The organism is Yinghuangia sp. YIM S09857 (assembly GCF_051388915.1).
GTDB lineage: Bacteria > Actinomycetota > Actinomycetes > Streptomycetales > Streptomycetaceae > Yinghuangia.
In genome coordinates, this window is sequence record NZ_JBPKBH010000004.1 from 534,251 (window position 1) to 558,402 (window position 24,152).

Genomic DNA, 24,152 nt, shown 5'->3' on the forward strand with positions numbered 1-24,152 from the left:
GGTCATCAAATGAGGACGCGGACTCCTCATGATCCAGGCGTCGTGCCAGAATCCTCTTCCTCCACGGCATCGGGTCGTGCGGGTGAACGCGGCTCAGCGAGTTGGGGAGACGCCGACGTGGCGCGACGGGGTCCGGCGGGAGCCGGGGGTACAGGGCGGCCGGACGCCAACCCGCGCGCGCAGGGCACCGGGCACCAGGGCCGACCGACCGCGGAACGGGCGGCCCACGACGGGCAGCACGCGGTGGCCGGGAATCGCTGTAGACCGGACCCGGCCCCGGAAACCCTCGCCCGGCCGCGCCTGAACGCCCAACTCGACGCGGTGCGCGACCGCAGGCCGGTCCTCCTCACCGCCACCGCCGGGCACGGCAAGACCACTCTGCTCGACCAGTACGCCGCCACCTGGCCGGGCCGCGTGCGGCGCCTCAAGTGCGATCCGGGCGACGACCGTTCGGCCCGCGAGGTCTGCGCAGACGTACGCGGACACGAAGACCACGACGACACCCTCGTCATCGTCGACGACCTCCACCATCTCGCGGACGCCGCCGAGGTCTTCGAGTCCCTGGCCGCCTCCGCCCGACCGCCCCGCCTCCTCGTGGCCACGCGCCCGGTCGCCGCGCTCAATCTCTCCCGGGCCGAACTCGCGCACACCGTCGTCATCGGCGCCGACGACCTGCGCATGCGCTGGTGGGAGGTCGACCGCCTTTTCACCGACGTGCACGGCAGACCGCCCGACCCGGTTCTGGCCTGGGACGCCACCTGGCTGACCGGGGGCTGGGCCGCGCCGCTGCACGAATACCTGCTCTGCACCCGTGACCTGAGTCCGCGTCAGGCCCGTCAGACCCTCACCGCGCCGGGCGTCCCGTTCGCCGCCGGATACCTCGACCGCCAGATACTCGACGGCCTCGACGCCGACCTCGTCGCGTTCCTCACCCGAACCGCCGTCATGAACGGCCCCACCGCCGGGAATTGCGCCGACTCCGACACCCCGGCCGGCCGTGCCGCGGCCGCGGCGATGCTGCGGCGGGCCGAGCGCGCGGGAGTGCTCGTACGGAAGGGTGCGGAGTACGTCGGCGAAACGCTGCTGCGCCACTTGCTCGTTCACCGCTTCGCGACCACCGAGCCCGGCGCGCAGGCGGTGTTCGCCGCCGCGATCCGGCCGATGCGCGAGGCCGGGGACCCGGTGGGTGCGGCGTGGGCGGCATACCTCGCGCGGGACCGTACCGCGATCCGCGAACTCATGGACCGCAACCCGCTGGTGATAGCCGCGGCCGTACCCGAGCACTGGCACGCGATGCTGCGTACGCTCGCCGGTCCCGCCCGGCCCGTCGACCGGCAGGCTGCGCGCATGGTCGCGGGGGACTGGGAGGTGTTCGCGCAGCCCGAGGAGGAGTCGCTGCGGGCGTCCGCGACGGCCATCAACGACATCATGGACGGGCCGCTGCGCCTGGCCGACGTACCGGAGCTCCCGCGCGGGGCCGAGGGGGAGATCGTGCGCGCGGTCGCGCTCATGGGCACCGGCGACTACCGTGCGGCGACCGCGGCCTTCGACGCGTACCCGCGCGACCTCGACGGGCCGCCGGTCGCGGCGGCCGAACTCTTCGGTGTACTTGCCAAGTTGCTCGCCGGACACGGCTGCGACGTGCGCGTGGTCGAGCAGGCCGCCCAGCGTGTGGCGACTGTTGGCCCGGTGTGGCTGGCCCGGATCGCCCGCGCGGGGCTGACCCTGACCGGCGCCGACGAGTACCGGCGCGAGGCGGCGGCCGTGCGGGTCGCGTGCGAACGCCTGGGCGATGCCTGGGGAGCGGCCCTCGCCGGACACATGGACGCCTGCGCCGGACTACTGCGCGGCGAGCCCGACCCGGCCGTACTCGACGCATCGGCCCGGCGGTTCGCGGCCGCGGGCATGACCGCGGCGGCACCGTGGGCCCTCGCGTTCGGCGCGCTGGCGCGGGCGCAGCTCGCCGAACCGGGAGCGGGCGAACTCGCGTTGCGCGCCGAGGCCGAGGCCACCCGCTGGGAACTGCCCGGCGCCGCGGTGATCGCCCGCTGCGCACGCCTGCTCGCCCGACCGGACGCCCCGGGGGCCGACTACGACGCGCTCGCGGCCGACGCGGACCGGCTCGGCATCCACCTGCACGCCTTCCTGCGACTGCGGCGCGACCGCGGTGTCGCGCCCGCGGCCCCGGTCGACATCCGCTGCTTCGGCGGGTTCACGGTGCGGCTGGGCGGCCGTCCGCTGGACCTGCTGAGCCTCGCCCCACAGAGCAGGGTGCTGTTCCGGCTCCTGGCCCTCCACGCGGGCCGCCCGGTGCACCGCGAGGTGCTGGCGACCGCGATGTGGCCGGACGCGCCCGCGGACGCCGCGTTCCACCGGCTCCAGACCGCGGTCTACAAGCTGCGCCGGTTCCTGGAGCCGGGGCGGGGGCGGCGGGACGCCTCGGAGTTCGTGCCGTTCGAGGACGGGGCGTACCGGCTGCGGCTGCCGGAGGGCTCGTACCTCGACATCGCGGCCGCCGAGGACGCCCTCGCCCGCGCCCGGCAGGCCGCGGCGCGCGGCGACGTGGCGGCGGAGACGCGGATCCTGCGCGAACTCCTGGCCGTGGCCGACGCGATCCTCCTGCCGGAGACGGGGCCGGAGGAGTGGGTGCTGGGGCCGAGGGACCGGTGGCTGGACGCGGCGGGTGAAGCTCGGGCGCGGTTGGCGGAGTTCGCGTCGCTGTAGCGGCTGTCCGTCGTACGGCCGACAACGGGCCGTCGGCGGAGGCCTTTTGGGCTCGCGGACGGATTGACCGCGTGCGCGGTCGTCACGGGGTGGGCGGGTCCTCGGGGAGCGGCGCGGGTTGGTCGATGACCCACAGCCAGGTGCCGTCGGGCCGGCGGCGGGCGACCTCGACGGTGGCCTGGACGTCCGACAGCCGTACCGAGGTCATGGCCGGCTCACCGCATTGCAGGGTGGGGGATGCGGTGCGGTGTGGGGTCTGCTTGGACGCTGCCGAGCACTTCAGAAGGGTGTGACAGCGCGGCCGTCTCGCCGGCCGCCGCCTGGGCTCGTTGTCACGTCTGGGCGGCGGGGGCGGAGGCCGCGGCGAGGAAGATGGGGATGGCGACGAACAGGCGCCCGCTTGCCGCCCGTTGGCGTTGCTCGGCGATCCAGGATTCGGTCGTCTCGGCCGGTACGCGGTCGGCGTCGGCGGCGGACTTGGCGATGCCTTCCAGCAGTGGCAGCGCGAAGCCGTCGGTGGCGACGGTCGTGTGCACCTCGACGGTCGCGGTGGTGCAGCCCGCGTCCAGGAGCAGGTTGCGGTACGCGCGGGCGACGCGCGGACTGGCCACGAGATCGGCGCGCGCGTGCACGATCGCCCGGGTCAGGTCCGGATCGTCGGAGTCGACCACCACCGTGTCCCAGTCCTGGCCGACCAGGACGATGCGACCGCCGGGCGCCAGGACGCGGGTGGCCTCGGCCAGGGCCCGGGCCGGGTCGTCGAGTACGTGGAAGACCTTGTCGGCGCGGTATCCGGTGAGTTCGCCGTCGCGGAACGGGAGGGTGTACGCGTTCCCGTCGCGGTAGTCCCCGTCGGGGAACCGGGTGCGCGCGGCATCGAGCATGGTCGGGTCGGGGTCGACGCCGATGGCGCGCACACCGCGTTCGCGGAGTTCGGCGACGGCCCGTCCGGCGCCGCAACCGATGTCGGCCACGGTGGCGGCCGTCGGCGCCCTGAGGAGTTCGTACGACCGCTCGCGCAACTGGGCGGCGCCGGGGGCGGAGTCGACGGCGTCGAGGAGGGCGATGAGCGCTTCGGTCCTGTCGGATTGAGCGGAGTTCTCGGGGGTTTCGGAGGCGTTGACGGAGTCGGTGACGGGGTGAGTGGGCATGCGGTCCAGCTTCCGACTTAAGGTCGACCTGAAGTCAAGTTCGGGCCGCCTGCCTGTGGCCGCAGGGGGTGGCTGGACACGGTCCGCGGGGGCGCGCGTTAATGCCGGATATGACAGATGCCCAGCAGGCCATCGGCCCGACCGCCGAGCGGTTCGGCCTCGCGACCCACGTACGGCGCCACTGGGAGGACGAGGGCCTGCTGTCCCCGTCGCGCGACGCCGGAGGCCGTCGCCGGTACGGCAGCGACGACCTGTTCCGCATCGCGGCGATCCTGCGCGCCAAGGAGGCCGGGTTCGACCTTGGAGGCATTCGGACGATGCTGACCGACTCGGACCTGGGTCGCCGGCGTGAGGCGATGGAGGCGCACCGCGCTGCTCTGCAACTTCGCATCGCCGACGCCCAGGCGGCGCTGGCGCTCGTGGAATGCGCCCTCGAATGCTCGCACGACGACATCGCCACCTGCCCGAACTTTCAGCGTTTGCTGGTCGAGGTGGTGGAGGGGGCGGCCGGTAAGTAAATGAATGTTCGTTTACTGCCGGCCGGGCGCGGTTCGTCCGGCGCTGGGCGTGCATGAGTAAATGAACATTCGTTTATTTTCGGGTCGGTGCGCGTCCTCGCCGAAACCCCACGTCAAACGCCCCACGTGCACCCGCGACTACTGAGATTTCAGTAGTCGGTCCTCCCGATTCAGTACGCCGAAGTGCCCGTAGCCGCATGACGACTCGCGGGAGCTCCGCGGGCGAGCCTTGAGCGGTCATCGCCTGTGGATATGGAGACCCTGACGTGGCGACTTTTCTGTATCGGCTCGGCCGCGGCGCCTTCCGGCGGCGCCGCTGGGTCCTCGTGCTGTGGCTGGGGGTCCTGGCCGCCGTGGTGGTGGGTGCCGCGGGTGCGCAAGAGCCCTCGGACGAGGAGTTCTCGATGCCGGGGATCGAGTCGCAGAAGGCGTTCGATCTCATGGAGGAGCGTTTCCCGGGAGCAGCCGCCGACGGTGCCACCGCCAAGATCGTCTTCGTCGCCCCGGGCGGCGGGACCGTGACCGCGGGGGACCAGCGCAAGGCCGTCGAGAACGCGGTCGACTCACTCGCCGGCGGACCGCAAGTCTCCGACGTGGCCGACCCGTTCGAGTCGGGCGCGGTGAGCGAGGACGGTTCGACGGCGTACGCGACCGTCACCTACAAGGTCGAGTCCTCCGACGTCACCGACGCCAGCCGGGACGCCGTGGACGCCGCCGCGGACCAGGCGCGCGCCGCGGGGCTCACGGTCGAGACCGGCGGTTCCGCGATGGACGGCGACGGCGGCCCCGGCGGACTCGCGGAGATCGTCGGTCTCTCGGCCGCCGCACTCGTGCTGCTGGTGACCTTCGGATCGCTCGCAGCCGCCGGCCTGCCGCTGCTGACCGCCGTTGTGGGCGTCGCGGTCAGCCTGTTCGGAATCATGGTGCTGGCAGGCCCGTTGGGGCTGTCCGCCGACACGCTCACCCTCGGGATGATGCTCGGGCTCGCGGTCGGCATCGACTACGCCCTGTTCGTGGTGTCGCGCTACCGGGAGGAACGCGGGCGCGGCCGTACGCCTGAGGAAGCGGCCGGTGTCGCGGTCGGCACCGCCGGATCGGCGGTCGTTTTCGCCGGGGTCACCGTCGTGATCGCACTCGCGGGCTTGTCGGTGGTCGGGATCCCGACGCTCACGAAGATGGGCCTGGCAGCCGCGGGCGCGGTTGCGGTGGCCGTACTGGTCGCGCTGACGGTCGTCCCCGCACTGCTCGGGTTCTGGCCGGACGCCGTGCTGGCCCGCCGGACGCGCAAGGCCCGCAAGGCCCGCAAGGCCCGCCAGACCGGTGCGCGGGGCGACCAGACAGCCTTCCAGAACGGCACCGAGCCGAACCCGCCGGCACGCGACAACCTCGGCGCACGCTGGGCCCGCTTCGTGCTGCGGCGTCCCGTGGCGGTGCTGGTCCTCGGCGTGGTCGGCCTCGGCGCCCTGGCCCTGCCGATGACTTCGCTGCAACTGGGCATGCCCGGCGACGAGGCCAAGTCGACCTCCACCACCGAGCGGCGGGCGTACGACGCACTCGCCGACGGCTTCGGACCCGGGTTCAACGGCCCGCTGACCGTCGTCGTGGACGCCCGAGGGACGGACGACCCCGAGGCCGCGGTACGTACCGTCGTCGACCGCATCGGCAGTACGGCCGGAGTCGTGTCGGTCTCGGACGCGGACTTCAACGACGCGGGCGACACCGCGGTCTTCAAGGCCACCCCGGCCACCAGTCCGACCGACGAGAAGACCAAGGACCTGGTGGAGACGATCCGGGACGGACGCCCGGCCGTGGAGGAGCAGGCCGGCGCGACGTTCGAGGTCACCGGGACGACCGCGCTGAACATCGACATCGCCGCCAAGGTGCAGTCCGCGCTCGTGCCGTACCTGGCCGTGGTGGGCGGCCTGGCCGTGGTGCTGCTCCTGGTGGTCTTCCGGTCGGTGGTCGTGCCGGTGAAGGCGGCGCTCGGCTTCGTGCTCTCGGTGCTGGCGGCACTGGGCGTGGTGGTGCTGGTCTTCCAGCAGGGCCACGCGGCAAGCCTGTTCGGGGTGGAGCAGACCGGGCCGATCATGAGCCTGATGCCGATCTTCATGATGGGCATCGTGTTCGGACTGGCCATGGACTACGAGGTGTTCCTCGTGTCGCGGATGCGGGAGGCGTACACGCACGGCGAGTCCGCGGACCAGGCCGTCGTGTCCGGGTTCCGGCACAGCGCCCGGGTGGTGACGGCCGCCGCGCTGATCATGGTCGCGGTCTTCTCCGGGTTCATCGGGGAGGAGGGCTCGCTGATCAAGATGCTCGGCTTCAGTCTGGCCGCGGCCGTCCTCTTCGACGCCTTTGTCGTCCGCATGGCCATCGTGCCCGCCGCGCTGGCCCTGCTCGGCGACCGGGCGTGGTGGCTGCCGAAGTGGCTGGGCCGCGTACTGCCGCGCGTCGACGTGGAAGGCGCGGCACTGCGCGGCCGACAGCCGGTCGGGCCTCACCCCGAGCCGGACGAGCCGGTCAGGGCGCCCGTCTGACCGGCGCAGGACCGCCCGGAACACGTGTCACGGGCGGTCCTGCGCACCCGCACGCCCGGGCATCGGCGAATATGGACTCCGGCACGTCCCCCGCGGAGAGCACGATGACGAGCACCAAGAGCACCGGCACCATGACCGGCGACACGGCCGGCCCCACGAGCGGCGGCACCGAGCACGACGCGGGACGCCGCATTCGGCCCGCCGACGTCGTGATCGCGGTGGCGTTGTTCGTGTTCACGCTGTTCGGGACGCAGATCAGCACGTCCGAGTCCTCGCCGCCGGAAGCCCTGTGGCCGGTCTGGATCCTCGCGGCCTCCAGCGGGGCCGTCCTGGCGTCCCGCAGCCATCCCCGCTCCGCCGTCGTGGCCACGGTCCCCGCGGCGGCCCTGCTGACCGGGCTGGGCTACCTGCCCAGCCCCATGTTGCTGGCCCCCGTGCTGACCGCCCTCTACTGGCTCGTCGTCCTCACCGACTCCCGGACCACGGGCATCTACGTCACCGTCACCCTGGTCCTGCTCGTGGCCACTTCCCTGGCCGGCGAGCCGCTCGGCGACGACTTCGGGCTCCGGACCCTCGGTACGGCGCTGTGGCTGCTCCTGCCGGTGTCGTTCGGCGGCAGGAGCCGCTTCCGGCGGGCCTACCTCGAATCCGTCCAGGCCCGTGCCGCGTACGCGGAACGCACCCGTGAGGAGGTGGCCCGGCTGCGCGTCGCCGAGGAGCGCATGCGCATTGCGCGCGAACTGCACGACGCCGTCGCCCACCACATGGCCGTCGCCCACGCCCAGGCCGGTACCGCCGCCCATTTGGCCGAGACGCAGCCCGAGCAGACCCGCAGGATCCTCGCCGACCTGGTCGGGACCACCTCGTCCGCGCTGCTGGAACTACGCGCCACCGTGGGGGTGTTGCGCCAGACCGCCGAGCCGGACGCCGACCCGCTCGAACCCACCCCGGGCCTGGACCGCCTTCCGGAGCTCGTCGCGGCCTGCGAATCGGCGGGCCTCAGCGTCGGCCTCAGCACCGAGGGAGAGCCCCAACCCCTGTCTCCGGGCGTGGACCTGACGGCCTATCGGATCATCCAGGAGGCCCTGACCAACGCCACGAAACACGCCTCCGACCACACCGCCCGGGTCCGACTCCGGTACGACGACACGCACTTGCTCATCACGGTCACCAACGACGGCGCCCCGCACGCCGGTACGTCGACGCCGCCACCCGTGCCCGGCGGAGGGTACGGGCTGATGGGCATGCGCGAACGCGCCCACTCGGTCGGCGGCGACCTGCGTGCCGGAGCCCGTCCGGAAGGCGGCTTCGAGGTCGCCGCCGCCCTGCCGTTCCAACCCCTCCAGCCCCGCACCCCGGCCCCGGCGGACGCCCCGACCGGACGACGACCCGAGGACCCCCGTTGACCATCCGCGTCCTGCTCGCCGACGACCAGGCCCTCCTGCGCGGCACCTTCCGGCTCCTGATCGACTCCTGCGACGACATGGAGGTGGTCGGCGAGGCGGCGGACGGCCGCGAGGCGGTGCAACTCGCGCACGACCGGCGGCCGGATGTCGTCCTCATGGACATCCGCATGCCTGGCACCGACGGCCTCGCCGCCACCGCCGCCATCTGCGAGGCCCCCGACCTCACCGGCACGCGCGTCCTCATCCTGACGATGTTCGAGACCGAGGAGTACGTCGCGCAGGCGCTGCGCGTGGGCGCGAGCGGATTCCTCGGCAAGTACGTCACCACGGACGCGCTCCTGGACGGGATCCGCACCGTCGCGGCAGGCGAGGCACTTCTGTCGCCGGGCGCGACGCAGGCGCTCATCACCCGCTTCCTCACCACCCCGGCGTCCGGCCCTCCGCTCGCCCCCGCCGAACGCCTCGCCGACCTCACACCGCGCGAACGCGAGGTCACCGCCCTTGCCGCGCACGGCAAGTCCAACGACGAGATCGCGGGCGAGTTGGTGCTGAGCGTCCTGACGGTACGCACGCACATCCAACGTGCCATGACCAAACTCGGGGCACGTGACCGTGCACAACTCGTCGTGATCGCCTACCAGAACGGACTGGTGCGTCCGGAACCTCCTTCTTCCTGAACGGAGTTGGGCTGATTTTCCTCCCCAGAACGGCGCCCACCCCGCCGACACCTACTGCGGCCGGGCCGACCTCCTCGCCGACGCCAACCCCGGCTGCGCGTGTGCCGCCGTGTCTGCCGTCGCCAAATCGGCTGGTGCACACAGTTCTTCGAGTGGGTCACTCGGCGGCTCGGCGGGCGCTTTCCCGGCAGACTCTCGACGGTCCGCGCAGGTCGATTCGCCGACCCGACACTGTGACGGCGCGAACCGGACGGACCGACGGACAAGGTGCCCCGGCGTGTTTTCCCCTGGGTGCCCGGGGTGACGCGATCTAGAGTCGCGGACATCCCGTCACGGCGGCGTCGGGGCGTTCTCGTGACGGGCCACGCCGGAGCAGGTCCGCGCGTAGGCACCCAACCGAGGGAGCACGGCCATGGAGCCTCCCAGCTTGCCGGACGCACCCGAGCCCGTGGCAGGGCCCGACCGCGCGGAGGAAGGAACGGGGGAGGGCGCGGGTCGCCGCGCCTTCCTGCGGCGCGTCTCCGCCGGGGGAGCGGGGCTCGCCCTGACCGGAGCGTTACCGCTCGTGTCGGCGGGGAACGCGCAGGCCGCTGACCCGTCCGGCAACGCCGACGCGAGTCGTGCGACGACCGACGGGCCAATCGCCGCTGATGCCACGACGGCGATCGTCATCATGGGCGGCACGCTGATCGACGGCACCGGCGGGCCCGCGCGCCCGAACCAGGTCATCGTGATCGTCGGGGACCGGATCGTGTGGGTCGGCGGCGATACGGCGCGGGCACCGATCCCCTCCGGGGCGCGGATCGTCGACGCGCGCGGCAAATACGTCATCCCGGGCCTGTCCGACATGCACACGCACTGGACGGTCATGGAGAAGATCGTCCCGCCGCTGTTCATCGCAAACGGCGTCACCTCGGTGCGCGAGATGTGGGGCTACCCCGAGGTTCGGGACGTCCGGCGCCGCATCGACAGCGGCGAACTCCTCGGCCCGCGCATGGTGATGGCGAGCACGATCCTGGACGGAACGGTGTCGCTCCTGGGCCCGCCGTCCGTTCGCGTGGGCACGCCGGAGGAGGCCAGGGCCGCCGTCCGCCAGGCCAAGGCGGACGGCTGCGACTTCATCAAGATCTACTCGTACCTCAGCCCCGAGTGCCTGCACGCCATCGCGGACGAAGCCCGGCTCCAGAAGCTGCAGTTCGCGGGGCACCACGCGTACCGCCTGTCGGTCGGCGAGGTGAGCGACGCGGGGATGCGCAGCTTCGAGCACCTGCACGGCATCCCGGTGCCGCTGTCGTCGGACGAGGAGGGCTTCCGCCGCCGGATCGCCGCGACCCCGATGGATCCGGCGGACCCGCGCGCGTTCTTCCGCGTCATGCGCGAACTGGAACGCCAGGCGGCAGGCCTGTACAGCCCTGCGAAGGCCGCGCGCGTGTACGCCCGTTGGGTCCGCAACGGCACCTGGCAGTCGCCGACGCTGACGGTGAACCGCGTCATGTCGTCGCCCGCGGACACGTACGCCCGCGACCCCAGGCTCAAGTACATTCCGCCGGATCTGCGGGCGTTCTGGGCCGACGCGGTCCGGGTGTACGCCCCGGCCACGCCCGAAGAGATCGCCCAGCAGCGCGAATTCCTGGACCGCCGCCTCGCGATGGTCCGGGAGATGTACCTGGCGGGCGTCGGTGTGATCGCCGGCACGGATGTCGGAAACCCGTACTGTTTCCCGGGCTTCGGCATCCACGACGAACTCGAACTCCTCGTCGAGGCCGGTCTCACGCCGCACCAGGCCCTGGGCACGGCCACCCGCGACGCCGCCCGGTTCATGGGGCTGGACGTCGGAACCGTGGTGCCGGGCAAGGCCGCCGACCTGGTGGTTCTGGAGGCGGACCCGCTCCGGGACATCCGCAACACGCGCCGCGTGGACTCGGTGGTGACGCGGGGGCGCCTGATCACGAGTGCCCACCGGCAGCGCTTGCTGGACGACGCGGAGGCGGCGGCGCAAGAGCCGAGCACGGCAGCCGGTCTCGGTGGCGCCGGCGGTACGGGTGCCGGTACCGGCGCTGGTGGTGCCGCCGGGGCGCGTGTCTCGGTGCGGTCCGCGATGCCCGCGTGCGGGTGCTTTCCGTTGCCGGCGACGATCTGACGGCGGCCTGCCGGGTCGCCCTGCGGCCGGTGAGTAAACGAACCTTCGTTTACCTCTCCAGCAGACGAAGGTTCGGTGCCCCACCTCGGCCTGCGTAAACGAAAGTTCATTTACTAACGCGGACGGGGGTAAACGAATGTTCGTTTACTAACGGCGCCCCACCGCCGCGCCCCGACCCGACGTCCGGAGCCGGCGCGGCGACGGGCCGTACGCCCAAGACGCCGCTTGGAACGGGGGAGGGGCGGGCGGCCCGGCGGTGCGATCGGCTCCCGCGGTCACCCGCGACATCCGGTCGAGCGCTGGGCCTCCCGCCCCCACGGCGGTTCGCGCCGCCGTATCCCCCGTTCCCCGTACCCCCGTTGTTCCCCCGTGCGTACCCCTTGCGCGATCACCGTAGGGGTGCCCTCTCACCACCGACTCAACGCGCCCCGGAGCGGCGCGAATTCGCCGCCCATAAAGGTTCATTCGGGTCGTCGCGCCCCTCTGTGCCACGCATCGGGCCGCCCTGCGCGCCACGACTCTCCGCGCCGAGCACGACCACTCCGCGCCGAGCATCGGTGAACCGTTTAAGCACGCCAACCACCCGACCCCCCGATCCCACCCGCGCCCCAGGCGCGTTGACGGGCCGTCAGCCGCGTGCCTAACATTCCGACCGTCGGTATGTATAAGGAGACCCGGATGACCTCACGCACATCACCCAGCAGCGCACCCGGCACAGAACCGCACCATCCGCCCGGCCCCGACGACACGACCACGCACACGGACTCGGACACAGCCGCAGCCGCCAAGGCCGCCAAGGCCGCGAGGGCCACCAAGTCCACCAAGCAAGGCAGCGGCCTGGTCCTCCTCCTCGCCTGCGGCGGCTCCTTCGTCTCGCTCCTCGACGTCACCATCGCCAACCTCGCCGTCCCCGACCTGCAACGGGACTTCGACAGCGCCTCGGTGGCCGACCTGACGTGGGTCATGTCGCTGTACGCCATCGCGTTCGCGGCACTGCTCGCCCCCGCCGGCCGCCTCGCCGACGTGGTCGGACGCCGCCGCCTCTACCGCACCGGCATCACCGTCTTCACGATCGCCTCCGCCGCCTGCGCGTTCGCGCCCAACCTCGCGACACTCCTGGCCGCCCGCGCCGTCCAGGGGCTCGGCGCCGCGGCCCTCGTCCCGGCCTCGCTCGCCATCGTGCTCGCGCAGATCCCGCCCGCGCGCCGGGCCGCGGCCATCGGCGCGTGGTCCGCGTCCGCCTCCCTCGCGGCCGCACTCGGGCCCAGCCTCGGCGGCGTCCTGGTCGACGTGTTCGGCTGGCGCTCGGTGTTCCTGATCACCGTGCCGATCGGACTCGGCCTCATGGCCCTCACCCGCGTCGCCGGAGACTCGCGCAGCGGCGAACGCACCCCCGACCTGGTCGGCTCGGCACTGCTCGCGGGCGGCATCGGCACGCTCGTCCTCGGCGTCACGCAGGGCTCCGCCTGGCACTGGGCCGACGCCCGCACCATCGGCTGCATCGCGGCCGGCCTCGCGATGATCGGAGCATCCGTCGCCCGCGCCGCACGACACCCGCGCCCCGGACTGGAAGTCGGGCTGTGGCGGAGCAGGCCGTACGCGTACGCCAACCTCGTTTCGTTCCTCTTCGGCATGCTGCTCTACCCGTGGATGCTGCTCGGGGTCCTGTACCTGACGCAGATTTGGCAGTACTCCGAGCTACGCGCCGGGTTCGCGATGACGCACGGCGCGGTCGTCTCCGCCGTCGCGGGGCTGCTGGTCGGAAAGTACGCCCGCGCCGTCAACCCACGGACCGCCGTCATCGGCGGCTCGCTCGTCCTCGGCGCGACCGCTCTCTGGCTCGGGCTCGCGGTGCCCGAGGAACCGGCGTTCGCGTCGTTCTGGCTGCCGTCCGGGATCCTGCTCGGCATCGGCATCGGGGCGGTCAGCACCGGGGTGTCCAGCGCGGGCGCGCTGTCGGTGCCGCCGGTGAAGTTCGCGGGCGCCACCGGACTCAACCTGACGGCACGCCAGATCGGCGGCGCCCTCGGCATCGCGGCCCTCGCCACCGTCCTCGAACGCGAGGCGGGCCACGGGACCGACGGTTTCGCCCAACTCTTCTTCATGTTCACCGGCCTGGCGGTGCTGACCGCCCTCGCGGGACTCGGCCTCGCCGCCCGCCCGCAGGACGCGACCCCCGCCGCGCCCCCGCAGACCCCTGCCACCGCCGTACGCGAGGAGATCTCGGCATGACCACCGTGCACAACGACGCCATGGACCTGGAGACCGGCGTAGAGCCAACCACCACCAACGACGGGCTTGCCGCCGCCGCGGACCGGGGGGCACGCGGGACGCCCGACAGCGCCTACCGCATGACGCGCGAGGAGGAAGCCGCGCTCCTCCGCGGCGCCCCATGGCGGCGCATGGTCGTCGTCGGGGACAGCATCGCCGAGGGCATCGGCGAACCCACCGAGGGCTTCCCCGACCAGGGCTGGGCCGACTCGCTCGCCGAAGCGCTCCACCGCGCCAATCCGGGGCTCGTCTACCTCAACCTCGGCAAGCGCGACCTGCGCGCCGACGCGATACGGGCCACCCAGCTCGAACCGGCCCTCGCGTTCGACCCGGACCTCGCGATTGTCGTCGCCGGGGGCAACGACCTGCTGCGCGGCCGCTTCGACATCGAGCCCGTGGCCGCGCACATCGAGGCGATGGTCGCGGCGTTCGCGGCGGCCGGTGCGGATGTGGTGACGCTCGGGATGTACGACTGCACGGGCAGCCCGTACGTCCCCGAGGAGTTCCGCACCCGGATGGCCGAGCGCATCCACGAACTCAGCGACCGCACCTGGGAGATCGCCCGCGCGTTCGGGGCCGTGCACATCGACTGCACCAACAACCCGGGCTCCGCCGACCCCGCCATCTACGGCAGCGACGGGCTGCACGGCAACCGCCGCGGACACTCGTTCACGGCGGGAGTGGCGATCCGGACCATCGGCGCCAGGCTGGGCAACCGCGCATGAGCGGGTATCGGCGAACGCAGCGTGGGAGCAGAGCACACGCGAGAACAATCCGGGGTCAGCCACAAACGAACACAGTGCGTGAGCACGTACACGCGAAGCACATCCGAGAACAACCGGGGTCAGCCGAGAATGAACACAGCGCGTGAGCACCTATACGCGAACAGGCACAGGCGAACAGGACTTGTGACCGCGCAACCGATGTGACGGTGTGCCGAGACAGGCTCTGGGGCGGAAGGCGGGTGTGGGGTTGAATAGTCCGATGGCCACAACGACGCGCCCCCGCACCCGCCGGACGCAGCAGGAACGCTCCGGCACCACCACCGCCGAACTGCTCGCGGCCGCCCGCGCGCTGTTCGCGGCGGACGGGTACGCGGCGACGTCACTCGACGCCGTGTGCGAGCGCGCCGGGGTCAGCAAGGGCGCGCTGTACCACCACTTCCGCAACAAGGAGGCGCTGTTCCACGCCGTGTACGCGGCGGAGGAGGCCAAGATCGCCGACGCCGTGGCCGCGGCGTATCTCAAGGTCCACGAACGGGACCGCTGGGACGCCGTCTTCGAGGGCTGCAAGGCGTACCTCATGATGTGCATCGACCCCGGAGTGCAGCGCATCACCCTCCGGGACGCGCCGGGCGCACTCGGCGTGGAGGCAGTGGACGAGGTCACCGAGCTGTGCGTCAAGCAGATGCGGATCGGCGTCTCCCGCGCCATCGACGCGGGACGCATCGCACCCCGGCCGGTGGAGCCGCTCGCGCGCATGCTGTTCGGCGGACTGAGCGAGGCCGCCCGTACGATCGGCCGCGCCGACGACCCCAAGCGCGCGCAACGCGAGGCCCTCGCCGAACTGCGGCGACTCTTCGACGCCGTCGCCGAGGACGGGCCCCCGACGGGCACCTGAACCGCCGCGGCGCGCGCACCGGCCCCGTCGGTTGCACCGCGGGACAGCGGCCAGGTAGACACAGGGGGTCAAGTGCCGACTGCCGCGCCCGCCCTGTCGGAGCGCGCACCGTTCAAGAGGGACACCAACGCATGGCGATGTTCCGCCGCAACCGGCCTGCCGCCGGGCAGCAGCCCGGCCCGTACGGTCAGCCCGCCGCCGGGCAGCCGGTGCAGGGCGCCCCGGGCGCTCCCGGCGGGGCCCCCGACGTCCGGCAGATGCTGACGGGCGCGCCCGTCGAGCGCATCCGCCAGGACCTGCGGCTGAGCGTCACCCGGGTCGGCCCGCACCTAGCGGCACCCGCCATCGCGTGGCCCATCACCGAGGACCTCGCGGCCATCGCCTGCGTCAAACTGCCGGACGGCGCCATCGCCACCGCCGAGGTCCCCATGGCCCAGGTGTGGGGGATGGAGGCCGAGGACGTCTGGCTCCAGGGGGCGGGCAACCTGCGCGCCGAGCATTTCTCGCGCAGCGAGTTCGACACCGCGTCCGGCGTCGCGATGACGATGTTCACGGGACAGGCCTGGCCCGGGTCCGCGCAACTGACCCGCCTGGGTGAAGCACTCGGCGAAGAACTGCCCGCCGGGGCGCTGGTCACCCTGCCGGACGACAACACGCTCCTGACCATCCCGATCCACAACCCCCGGGTGATCGACATGGTCGGACACATGTTCGCCACCGGGCACGAGCTGACGCGTGGTCAGCACCCGATGAGCGCCCGCCCGCTGTGGTGGCACGACGGCGTCGTCGAACCCCTCGACGTGCAGTGGCACGGCCAGGTCGGCCAGGTGTCGGGATCGGCCCGCTTCAACCAGGCGATGGCGGCGGTACCGCAGCGCTGAGCCCCGGACGTCGGCCGCGCCCCGCACACGCGGTGCGCCACGCGTCGCTCGGGGCAGCCCGCGTCACCCCTGCGCGCCGCCGGGACGCGGAGGCCCGGCGGCGGCCAGGCGGTCCGCGCGGCGGGTCAGGTACCTGCGCTCCGGAACGCTGGCGGTGAGCTTCGCGGCCTCCTCGTACGCCGTGCGTGCCGCGTCGCCGTCCCCGGCCTCCTCCAGCAGGTGGGCCCGGACGGCGGCGACGCGGTGATGCCCACGCAGTGCGCCTTCCGCCAGCTTGTCCAGGACGGCGAGGCCCGCGCGCGGACCGTGCACACGCGCGACGGCCACCACCCGGTTGAGTGCGACCATCGGCCCGGGAGCGACCTGTTCGAGCAGGTCGTACAGCCCGAGGACCTGCGGCCAGTCGGTCTCGGCGTCGGACGGTGCCTCGTCGTGGACCGCCGCGATCGCCGCCTGCAATTGGTACGGCCCGACCTCGCCCTTGCCGAGCGCCTCCGCGACCAGGGCCACACCCTCCGCGACGAACTCCCGGTCCCAGAGCGAACGGTCCTGCTCGGCGAGCGGGACGAGCTCCCCGTCCGCGCCCGTGCGCGCCGCGCGCCGTGCGTCGGTCAGCAGCATCAGCGCCAGCAGCCCGGCGGTGTCGGCGTCGTCGGGGAGCAGGCGGCGCACCTCGCGGGTCAGGCGGACCGCTTCGGCGGTGAGGTCGGTGCGGACCAGGTCCGGGCCCGACGACGCCGTGTAGCCCTCGTTGAAGACGAGGTACAGGACGTGCTGCACGACGCGCGTACGCTCACCGCGCTCCGCCTCCGGCGGCAGCTCGAAGCGCGCACCGGCCTTCTTCACGGTCTGCTTCGCCCGGCTGATCCGCTGCGCCATGGTCGCCTCCGGCACCAGGAACGCACGGGCGATCTCAGCAGTCGTCAGACCGCCGACCGCACGCAGCGTCAACGCCGCCTGCGACGGGGCCGAAAGGGCGGGATGACAGCACAGGTAGAGCAGCGTCAGGGTGTCGTCGTGCTCGGCGGGCTGCTCCGCGTCCGCGGGCGCGGCGTGCCGGGCGCCGGTCGGGATCATCGCGAACGCCGTCTCCTCACGCCGCGCCCGTGACTCCTCGCTGCGCAGCCGATCCGTCAACCGCCGCGACGCGACGGTGACCAGCCACGCCCGCGGGTTGTCCGGCACGCCCTCATCGGGCCACTGCCGCGCCGCGGCGAGCAGCGCCTCCTGGACGGCGTCCTCGGCAAGGTCGAAGTGTCCGTAGCGGCGCACGAGCGCGGCGAGGACCTGCGGAGCCAGCTTGCGCACGAGCTCGTCACCGGGGAAACCGGGGGAGGGGTTGTTGTCGTCAGCGTCGTACACGTCGTCCACCACCCGCCCATCGTGCCCGACGCCTGAGGGCGTGGGGGCGGGGGCTCGCGGGGCGCGGGAGAGCAAGGCGTGGGCACGGGCGCGAGGGAGCGGTGGGTGCGGGGAGGCGGTGAGCCGCGGATGGGTGAGCGTTGCGGAGGGTCTGGGCGCGGGGCGGCGCGCGGCGCGGCGTTGGGGTGCGGCGTTTCGGCGACTCGCGCAAAGGCACCGCCCGGCACGCGTGCCCCACAACACGCGTGCCGGACGGGCGCCTGGTGGTGACTACGACGTGGCCAGGGCCTCCGTCGGGGTCAGGCGGGCGGCTCTGGAAGCCGGGTAGAGGCCGGCGATCGCGCCGACTGCTGCGGAGGCTGCGACGGCGGCCGCCAGGGCGGGCAGGGGGATGGCGAAGGGCCAGCCCTCGACGGACGCGTAGGCGTACGTCGCCGCGCCGCCCAGGAGCGCCCCGGCCACGCCGCCCAGGCCGGCCAGGGTTACCGCCTCGGTCAGGAACTGGGTGCGGATCTGGCCGCGGTGGGCGCCGAGTGCTCGGCGCAGGCCGATCTCCTGGCGGCGTTCCAGCACCGCGATGACCATGGTGTTGGCCACGCCCACGCCGCCCACGAGGAGGGCCACGGCGCCGAGGCCCAGCAGGAGTGCGTTGAAGGTGTCCTTCGCGGCGAGCTGCGCGGCCAGTGCGTCCGAGGGGCGCGAGACCTTGACCTCGTTCGGGCTCTTCGGGTTGACGGTCGGCGCGAGGACGTCGCGGACCGACTCGACGGCGGACTCCGCGGTCCGGGTGTAGACGGTCGTCGGGTTGCCGTCGAAGCCGAGGTACTGGCTCGCGGCGTGCCAGCCGACGAGTGCAGACGTGTCCAGCTCCGGAGCGAGCGGCACCGGTTCGAGCAGGCCGATCACGGTGAACCACTGGTCCCCGAGCCACACTTGGCCGCCCGGCGCGTCGACACCCAGCCGCTCCGCCGCCTTGGAGCCGAGCACCACCGTCGGGTAGCGCTCGGTCGCCGGGTCGAGGAAGCGTCCCGCCCGCAGCTTCGCACCGACCGTGTCGAGCAGGTCCAGGCGGCCCGCCTGCACCTCGATGCCGCCTGTGATGCCTTCGCCGATCCGGTCGTTGCGGCGTACGGTCGCCTTGGTCTTGCCGGTCGCCGTCGCCGACTTCACCGGACCGATGCGCTCCACCATCGCATCCGCGTCGGACGGCAGCGAACTCGCGTTCCCCGTGAAGCTCGTACCCGGACCGACCGTCAGCAGGTTCGTGCCGAGCCCGGCGATCCGCTCGTTCAGCCGCGCCTCGCTCGACGTTCCGATGCCGACCACCGCGACCATCGCGGCGACCCCGACGGCGATGCCCAGTGCCGACAGCACCGCGCGCAGTTTCCGCCCGCGCAGACCGGACAGCCCGACCGCGATCACGTCACGCGGCCCCAGACGGGCCGGCGTGGGCAACTTCTCCCGCTCGGTGGAAGGCTCGTAAGCGCCGGAGGCCGTCGGTCCGGAACGAGAAGGGGATCCAGACCGGGACATGGACCGGGACACAGACCGAGATTTGGTACGCGGATTCATACGGCCGTCCCCGTCAAACTGTCGTGCCGGATCCGCCCGTCCAGGATCCCCACCCGGCGCGGCAGAGACGCCGCCAACTGCGGGTCGTGCGTGATCACCGCGATCGTCGTGCCCTGCGCGTTCAGATCCCGCAGCAACTGCACCACCGCCGCCCCCGACGCAGAGTCCAGTGCCCCCGTCGGCTCGTCCGCGAGCACGATCCGCGGCCGCGACACGACCGCCCGCGCGATGGCCGTGCGCTGCCGTTCACCACCCGACAACTCGTGCGGACGGTGGTCGAGCCGGTTCCCGAGACCGACCCGTTCGAGCGCGTCCGCCGCCCGCTCGCGCCGCCGCGAGTGGCCGATCCCGTGGTAGAGCAGCCCCGTGGCCACATTGTCCAGGGCGGTCAGATGCGGCGACAGGAAGAACTGCTGGAACACGAAGCCGATCCAGCGAGCCCGCACCGCCGACAGACGCCGGTCCGACAGCGCCGCGACATCGTGCCCCAGCACCTCGACACGCCCCGACGACGGCCGGTCGAGCGTGCCCATCAGATTGAGCAGCGTCGATTTGCCCGACCCCGACGGCCCGACGATCGCGAGCAGTTCACCCTCACGGATCGACAGCGAAGCCCGATCGAGCGCGGTCAGCCCGCCCGGATACGTCTTCGACGCATCGTGCAGCGTGATCACCTCGCCCCCGAGCTGCGGCGCGTCACCAACCGGCCGGGCGACACCGTGCCCGCCGCCGAGCGCGGGCCCGAACCCCTGCCCCCGCGCGGGTCCCTGCGGCGGTACGCCCGCAGTTGCACCCCCATGCGTCATGACGGCACCCGCACGTTCTGCCCCGCAGCCAGGCCCTCGCCGGTGATCTCCACGCGGCCGTTCGCGAACAGCCCCGGCAGCACGCCGACCAGCTTGCGCGTGCCCGCGGCCGCGTCCACGACCTCGACCGCGTACCCGCCCTCCGCCAGCGCGACCAGCGCGTTGACCGGGACGGACAGCACGGCCCTGCGGCTCTGGCTGGTGAACCCGACACGCACCGGAGCACCGTCGAGCGACCCCGCCTCCTCGGGCTTGTCCAGCGTCACCGTCACCGGGACGGTCGCCTTGCCGCCGCCCTGGCCCGGCATGCCGCCGCCCTGCTCGTCCTTCGAGGCGACCGTGCCGATCTCGGAGATCGTGCCCGTGGTCTTCTTGCCGTCCGGCAGCTCCACGGTCACCTTGTCGCCCTTGTGGGCGACGTTCTGCTGGTCCACGGGCAGCTTCACCTCCACGAGGCGCCCGGTCCCCGAGACCGCGGCCACCTCGCCCTGCGCGGGCGCGCCGATCGAGGCCTTGAGCGCGGTCACGCGTATCGCCCCCGGCTGTACGGCGACCGCCGACGGGTCCACGCGCCCGGTCTGCGGCAGCCCGAGCGACTTCTGCCAGCGCTTCACCGCCGCCGCCGTACCGTCCGTGAACTTCTCGTCCACGTTCAGATCCGACCCGAAGCCGAGTGCCGCGAGGTTGCGCTCCAGCAGCAGGACGTCCGGACCGTTCGACACGCCCTTGCCCAGCGCGCGCCAGAGCGGCGACGGGCCGTAGAACAGCGGTACGGGGCGGCCGTTGACCTCGTACATCGTCTGGCCCTGCTTGACGACGTCGCCGACCTTGGGCAGCGAGCTGAAGATCTGCTGCCCGGCGTACTGCTCGTCCTCCTTCTTCTGCTCCTTGTCGACCGATTTGGTCGGTGTCGGGGTCGTCGTCGGAGTCTTGGACGGGGGCGCGGGCTGATGGGACGGATTGCCCTGCGGAGCGTTCTGCGGCCCGGACGACGGACCGCCGCCCGCGGGCGGAGGCGTGTTGCCGCCGGAACCGCCCGTTCCACCGGAGCCACCCGAGCCGCCTGATCCACCCGGGTCGGCCCCCGAGTCACGTGACTGAGCGAAGACCGAACCGCTGCCCCCGTATCCCAGCGTCCCGTCGACCTCGGCGTTCACCGTCAGGTCGCCCTTGACGATCGGCGCAGTGGCGCCCGGTGCCTGCGTCCGGCTCGCCGCCTTGCCGGTGTCGTCGCCGGGGGAGAACACCACCGCGCCACCCACCCCGAGGGCGACGACCGCCGCGACACCGGCGACCGCGACGGTACGGGTACGCGCACGAGTCCGCGGCCGACGCGCTCTTGCTTCCGCGAACTCCCGTGCGGTCCCCGGCTCTTCGGGGCCGCCTTCCGGGTCGCCCTCCCGACCGCCGTCCAGAACTCCGTCCAAACCGCCGTTGAACCCGCCGTCACGGCTGTCACGGCCATCCCGGCCGTCGCCGGGCGGACCGGGCATGCCCGGCCCCGTCACTTCGTCACCGTCATCGCACCGGAGCCGCCCGCCTGGCCGCAGGCCTTCATCGCCTCGTCGGCCTTGGCCTGGTCGGAGCCGAGGTCGAGGGCCATGCCGCCGTCCGGGCCCGGGTCCGGCACATTGAGGCCGTGCTCGCGCAGGCACTTCGCCATCTTCAGGTTGGACTCGCGCATCTCGGCCTTCTGCTTCTCGGTGATCTCACCACCGTTGGGCAGCCACTTGCGGCACGCGTTCGAGGCCGTCTCCATCTTGGCCGCCTCGGGGCCGCCGTCGGCCGGAATCGCCTGGGCCATCATGCTGCCGTCGGCGTTCGGGTCGGGCATGTCTATGCCGTTTTCCCGCATGCACTGGGCGTACTTCACCATGTCGCCCTTCTCGCCCGCGGCGGCCTCGGGCGGCGCGCCGGCGTTCTTGTCCTTGTCGCCCAGCGACGCCACGTCGCCGTCCTTGCCGGAACCGCCGTCCTTCGAGCAGGCGGACAGGGTGAGCACGCACGCGAACGCGACGGCCGCCGTACCGGTCACGGCCCGGTGCAGGCGCCCGCGGTGGAGCGTGGGGAGGTTCCGCATCACAAGGTCCCTTCGCGGTGGGGCGGCCCGCTGCCGCCCGGCGCGATCCAGTTCTAGGGAGGCGGCGGTTCGGGACCGGTTCGCGTGCCGCTAACCGCGTCCTAACCGCTCGCGCCGGACGCTTGAGCGGGTCGCGGGGCGGTGGCGCCCCGGCTCGCTGGGATCATGAACATCCCGGTCATGTCTCATCAGACACGGACAAGAGCAGCAGAAAGCCTGCGCGGCGACGGAACGGGAGAAGAGGGCGGAGACCGGATGAGGGTGCTCATTGTCGAGGACGAGGAAGAGATGGCCGACCTGCTCGCCGGCGGACTGCGCGGCCAGGGCTTCTCCGTGGACGTGGCCCGGGACGGCGCGCGGGCGCTGGAGTGCGCGGCGGCCTCGGCGTACGACGTCGTCGTGCTCGACCGCGACCTGCCGGTCCTGCACGGGGACGCGGTCTGCCGCACCCTCGTCGCGACGCGCAACGGCGCCCGCATCCTCATGCTCACCGCGTCCGGCTCGGTCGCGGACCGCGTCGGCGGCCTGAACCTCGGCGCGGACGACTACCTCGCCAAGCCCTTCGCGTACACCGAGCTCGTCGCCCGCATCCACGCCCTCGCCCGGCGCGGCGGCGGCTCGTCCGCGGGCTCGGTCCTGGAAGGCCGCGGCGTCGTCCTGGACCCGCAGCGCCACCTCGCCGAACGCGACGGCCGCCCGCTGCGACTCAGCCCTAAGGAAATGATCATCCTGGAACTCCTCCTGGCCGCCGGCGGCGGCGTGGTGACCCACACCGAACTCCTCGACGAGGCATGGGAGGAGGCCGTCGACCCGCGCAGCTCGGTGGTCAAGGTCGCCATGCACGGCCTGCGCCGCAAACTCGGCGAGCCCCCGCTGATCGAGGCCGTGCCGGGGATCGGATACCGGCTGTGACCGGCGGCGGGCAGGACGACCGGCGCAGGGCGGACGACACCCGAGGGCGGGACGACCGACGCGAGTCCGACGACCGTCACTCGCCGGACGGCGCGAGCACGTCGGACCACCGGCACCTTGCGAACGACGGGCATCCCTCGGACGTCTGCCACTCATCCGGCGACGGGGACCGCCCCGACCACAAGGACCTGCCCGACGACCGGCGCGGGCCCGGCCGCGGCCTCCGCATCCGTACCCGCCTGACCCTCATGTACAGCCTGGTCTTCCTCGCGGGCGGCGCGGTCCTGCTGACGATCCAGTACTTCGCCGTCGACCGCATCCTCGGGGACAAGCGCGCGGCCGTGACGACCGCGCCCTACGCCGTGTTCCCCGCGGGCACCGTGTTCGCGCCCGTGACGCCCGCCGATCCCGCCGGTCCGGTCGCCCCCGCGGTCCCCCTTCCGTCCGACGCGGTGCCCGCCTCGCCACTCCCCGGGACCGATGCGACCTCAGGCTCGATGAGCAGCCTGACGCTGGCCGAGGCCGCCGAGGACGGCTTCGTCAGCTTCAAGACCCTGGTCCTGAACGCCCTGGTGGGACAGTCCCTCCTGGCCCTCGCCGCACTCGTGCTGATCGCCGCCGCACTCGGCTGGTGGATGGCCGGACGCTCCCTCGCCCGCCTGCACACCGTCACCGCCACCGCGCGCCGCATCTCCGAACGCAACCTCGACGACCGCCTCGCCCTCCTCGGCCCCGAGGACGAGATCAAGGAACTCGCCGACACGTTCGACGCGATGCTCGCCCGCCTCGACCGCGCGTTCGCCGCCAACCGGCGCTTCGCCGCCAACGCGTCGCACGAACTGCGCACCCCGCTCGCCCTCCAGCGGGCGTCCCTGGAGATCCCCCTTGCGGAAGGGCGCGTACCCGACGACCTAAGGCCGTCCATCGAACGCTCCCTGCGTGCGACCGCCCGCAGCGAACGCCTCGTCGGAAGCCTCCTCCTGCTCGCCAAGGGCCAGCAGGGGCCGGAGAGTTACGCGCACAGCGACCTCGCGGCCCTGGCCGACGAGGCGGTCGACATGTACCGCGCCGAGGCCGCCGCGGCGGGCGTCGTCATCACGACCGAGCTCGACCGCGCCCCGACGTCCGGTGACCCGGTGCTGCTGGAGCAGGTGGCGGCCAACTTGGTGCAGAACGCCGTACGCCACAACGCGCCCGACGCCGAGGGCCGGAGCCGGATCACGGTCACCACGGGCCGCGCCGGGGACGAGGCCGAGCTTCGCGTGGTCAATTCCGGGCCGGCGGTCGACCCTGCCGACGTGGACGAGCTGTTCGAGCCGTTCCACCGCGGCACCGCCGCCCGCCTCGCCGGCACGAAGGCCGGATCGGGGCTGGGCCTGTCCATCGTGCGCGCGGTCGTGGACTCGCACGGCGGCCGCGTCGAGGCCGAGCCACGCAGCGAAGGCGGCTTGGCGGTGACGGTACGCCTGCCGGTGGCCTGACGGCGGTCGGGCGC

General features: G+C 72.8%; 19 protein-coding genes. 12 read left to right on the plus strand and 7 right to left on the minus strand.

What is annotated here, in order from left to right:
• Positions 1–117 precede the first annotated feature (117 nt).
• The gene (locus ACRX5S_RS11275) at positions 118–2,724 is read left to right on the plus strand and encodes a hypothetical protein (RefSeq protein WP_436772706.1); all 2,607 of its coding nucleotides are present in this window, start codon (positions 118–120) and stop codon (positions 2,722–2,724) included.
• A gap of 82 nt (positions 2,725–2,806) precedes the next feature.
• On the opposite strand, the gene ACRX5S_RS11280 is transcribed toward ACRX5S_RS11275, so the two are convergent.
• A complete protein-coding gene (locus ACRX5S_RS11280) occupies positions 2,807–2,932 on the minus strand; it encodes a hypothetical protein (protein ID WP_436772707.1) in 126 nt (41 codons plus the stop codon).
• A 124-nt stretch (positions 2,933–3,056) separates the two neighbouring features.
• Positions 3,057–3,875, minus strand: coding sequence for a methyltransferase domain-containing protein (locus ACRX5S_RS11285; RefSeq protein ID WP_436772708.1), 819 nt, complete (start codon positions 3,873–3,875; stop codon positions 3,057–3,059).
• A 110-nt stretch (positions 3,876–3,985) separates the two neighbouring features.
• Here ACRX5S_RS11285 and ACRX5S_RS11290 point away from each other — a divergent pair, with 110 nt between their 5' ends.
• The 9 genes from ACRX5S_RS11290 to ACRX5S_RS11330 all read left to right on the plus strand — a co-directional run bounded on the left by ACRX5S_RS11290 (position 3,986) and on the right by ACRX5S_RS11330 (position 15,925).
• Positions 3,986–4,393: a MerR family transcriptional regulator gene (locus ACRX5S_RS11290; protein ID WP_436772709.1), complete on the plus strand. Its 408-nt coding sequence runs from the start codon at positions 3,986–3,988 to the stop codon at positions 4,391–4,393.
• Positions 4,394–4,659: 266 nt separating this feature from the next.
• Complete coding sequence (locus ACRX5S_RS11295) at positions 4,660–6,930, plus strand: MMPL family transporter (RefSeq protein ID WP_436772710.1); 2,271 nt, start codon at positions 4,660–4,662, stop codon at positions 6,928–6,930.
• 104 nt (positions 6,931–7,034) lie between these two features.
• Positions 7,035–8,336, plus strand: a complete 1,302-nt coding sequence (locus ACRX5S_RS11300; RefSeq protein WP_436772711.1) for a sensor histidine kinase — start codon at positions 7,035–7,037, stop codon at positions 8,334–8,336.
• Positions 8,333–9,013 (plus strand): response regulator transcription factor, encoded by a 681-nt coding sequence (locus tag ACRX5S_RS11305; RefSeq protein WP_436772712.1) that lies wholly within the window; start codon positions 8,333–8,335, stop codon positions 9,011–9,013. Before ACRX5S_RS11300 ends, ACRX5S_RS11305 begins: the two co-directional genes overlap by 4 nt.
• Before the next feature lie 412 nt (positions 9,014–9,425).
• Entirely contained in the window at positions 9,426–11,153 is a 1,728-nt protein-coding gene (locus tag ACRX5S_RS11310; RefSeq protein ID WP_436772713.1) for an amidohydrolase family protein, read from the plus strand.
• A gap of 678 nt (positions 11,154–11,831) precedes the next feature.
• Entirely contained in the window at positions 11,832–13,385 is a 1,554-nt protein-coding gene (locus ACRX5S_RS11315) for an MFS transporter (protein ID WP_436772714.1), read from the plus strand.
• A complete protein-coding gene (locus tag ACRX5S_RS11320) occupies positions 13,382–14,149 on the plus strand; it encodes an SGNH/GDSL hydrolase family protein (protein ID WP_436772715.1) in 768 nt (255 codons plus the stop codon). Before ACRX5S_RS11315 ends, ACRX5S_RS11320 begins: the two co-directional genes overlap by 4 nt.
• Before the next feature lie 259 nt (positions 14,150–14,408).
• On the plus strand, positions 14,409–15,044 hold the full coding sequence (locus ACRX5S_RS11325; RefSeq protein ID WP_436772716.1) for a helix-turn-helix domain-containing protein: 636 nt from the start codon (positions 14,409–14,411) through the stop codon (positions 15,042–15,044).
• Positions 15,045–15,175: 131 nt separating this feature from the next.
• Positions 15,176–15,925 (plus strand): hypothetical protein, encoded by a 750-nt coding sequence (locus tag ACRX5S_RS11330; protein WP_436772717.1) that lies wholly within the window; start codon positions 15,176–15,178, stop codon positions 15,923–15,925.
• 63 nt (positions 15,926–15,988) lie between these two features.
• On the opposite strand, the gene ACRX5S_RS11335 is transcribed toward ACRX5S_RS11330, so the two are convergent.
• From ACRX5S_RS11335 to ACRX5S_RS11355, 5 genes are all read right to left on the minus strand, one after another.
• Positions 15,989–17,296 (minus strand): RNA polymerase sigma factor, encoded by a 1,308-nt coding sequence (locus ACRX5S_RS11335; protein WP_436772762.1) that lies wholly within the window; start codon positions 17,294–17,296, stop codon positions 15,989–15,991.
• Positions 17,297–17,557: 261 nt separating this feature from the next.
• The gene (locus ACRX5S_RS11340; RefSeq protein ID WP_436772718.1) at positions 17,558–18,820 is read right to left on the minus strand and encodes an ABC transporter permease; all 1,263 of its coding nucleotides are present in this window, start codon (positions 18,818–18,820) and stop codon (positions 17,558–17,560) included.
• Positions 18,821–18,855: 35 nt separating this feature from the next.
• On the minus strand, positions 18,856–19,665 hold the full coding sequence (locus ACRX5S_RS11345) for an ABC transporter ATP-binding protein (RefSeq protein WP_436772719.1): 810 nt from the start codon (positions 19,663–19,665) through the stop codon (positions 18,856–18,858).
• On the minus strand, positions 19,662–21,158 hold the full coding sequence (locus ACRX5S_RS11350; RefSeq protein ID WP_436772720.1) for a peptidoglycan-binding protein: 1,497 nt from the start codon (positions 21,156–21,158) through the stop codon (positions 19,662–19,664). Before ACRX5S_RS11350 ends, ACRX5S_RS11345 begins: the two co-directional genes overlap by 4 nt.
• Before the next feature lie 11 nt (positions 21,159–21,169).
• Complete coding sequence (locus tag ACRX5S_RS11355; protein ID WP_436772721.1) at positions 21,170–21,745, minus strand: hypothetical protein; 576 nt, start codon at positions 21,743–21,745, stop codon at positions 21,170–21,172.
• A gap of 255 nt (positions 21,746–22,000) precedes the next feature.
• Here ACRX5S_RS11355 and ACRX5S_RS11360 point away from each other — a divergent pair, with 255 nt between their 5' ends.
• Both ACRX5S_RS11360 and ACRX5S_RS11365 read left to right on the plus strand, forming a co-directional pair.
• Entirely contained in the window at positions 22,001–22,657 is a 657-nt protein-coding gene (locus tag ACRX5S_RS11360) for a response regulator transcription factor (protein ID WP_436772722.1), read from the plus strand.
• Positions 22,654–24,138 carry a HAMP domain-containing sensor histidine kinase gene (locus ACRX5S_RS11365; RefSeq protein ID WP_436772723.1) on the plus strand — a complete coding sequence of 495 codons (1,485 nt, stop codon included), beginning with the start codon at positions 22,654–22,656 and terminating at the stop codon, positions 24,136–24,138. Before ACRX5S_RS11360 ends, ACRX5S_RS11365 begins: the two co-directional genes overlap by 4 nt.
• Positions 24,139–24,152: the final 14 nt, after the last annotated feature.

Coding starts and splice junctions, on each gene's coding strand:
- ACRX5S_RS11340 (WP_436772718.1), bottom strand. CDS start 18,820: ATGTCCCGGTCTGGATCCCCTTCTCGTTCCGGACCGACGGCCTCCGGC.
- ACRX5S_RS11350 (WP_436772720.1), bottom strand. CDS start 21,158: ATGCCCGGTCCGCCCGGCGACGGCCGGGATGGCCGTGACAGCCGTGAC.
- ACRX5S_RS11320 (WP_436772715.1), top strand. CDS start 13,382: ATGACCACCGTGCACAACGACGCCATGGACCTGGAGACCGGCGTAGAG.
- ACRX5S_RS11355 (WP_436772721.1), bottom strand. CDS start 21,745: ATGCGGAACCTCCCCACGCTCCACCGCGGGCGCCTGCACCGGGCCGTG.
- ACRX5S_RS11310 (WP_436772713.1), top strand. CDS start 9,426: ATGGAGCCTCCCAGCTTGCCGGACGCACCCGAGCCCGTGGCAGGGCCC.
- ACRX5S_RS11345 (WP_436772719.1), bottom strand. CDS start 19,665: ATGACGCATGGGGGTGCAACTGCGGGCGTACCGCCGCAGGGACCCGCG.
- ACRX5S_RS11360 (WP_436772722.1), top strand. CDS start 22,001: ATGAGGGTGCTCATTGTCGAGGACGAGGAAGAGATGGCCGACCTGCTC.
- ACRX5S_RS11325 (WP_436772716.1), top strand. CDS start 14,409: ATGGCCACAACGACGCGCCCCCGCACCCGCCGGACGCAGCAGGAACGC.
- ACRX5S_RS11315 (WP_436772714.1), top strand. CDS start 11,832: ATGACCTCACGCACATCACCCAGCAGCGCACCCGGCACAGAACCGCAC.
- ACRX5S_RS11330 (WP_436772717.1), top strand. CDS start 15,176: ATGGCGATGTTCCGCCGCAACCGGCCTGCCGCCGGGCAGCAGCCCGGC.
- ACRX5S_RS11280 (WP_436772707.1), bottom strand. CDS start 2,932: ATGACCTCGGTACGGCTGTCGGACGTCCAGGCCACCGTCGAGGTCGCC.
- ACRX5S_RS11300 (WP_436772711.1), top strand. CDS start 7,035: ATGACGAGCACCAAGAGCACCGGCACCATGACCGGCGACACGGCCGGC.
- ACRX5S_RS11285 (WP_436772708.1), bottom strand. CDS start 3,875: ATGCCCACTCACCCCGTCACCGACTCCGTCAACGCCTCCGAAACCCCC.
- ACRX5S_RS11290 (WP_436772709.1), top strand. CDS start 3,986: ATGACAGATGCCCAGCAGGCCATCGGCCCGACCGCCGAGCGGTTCGGC.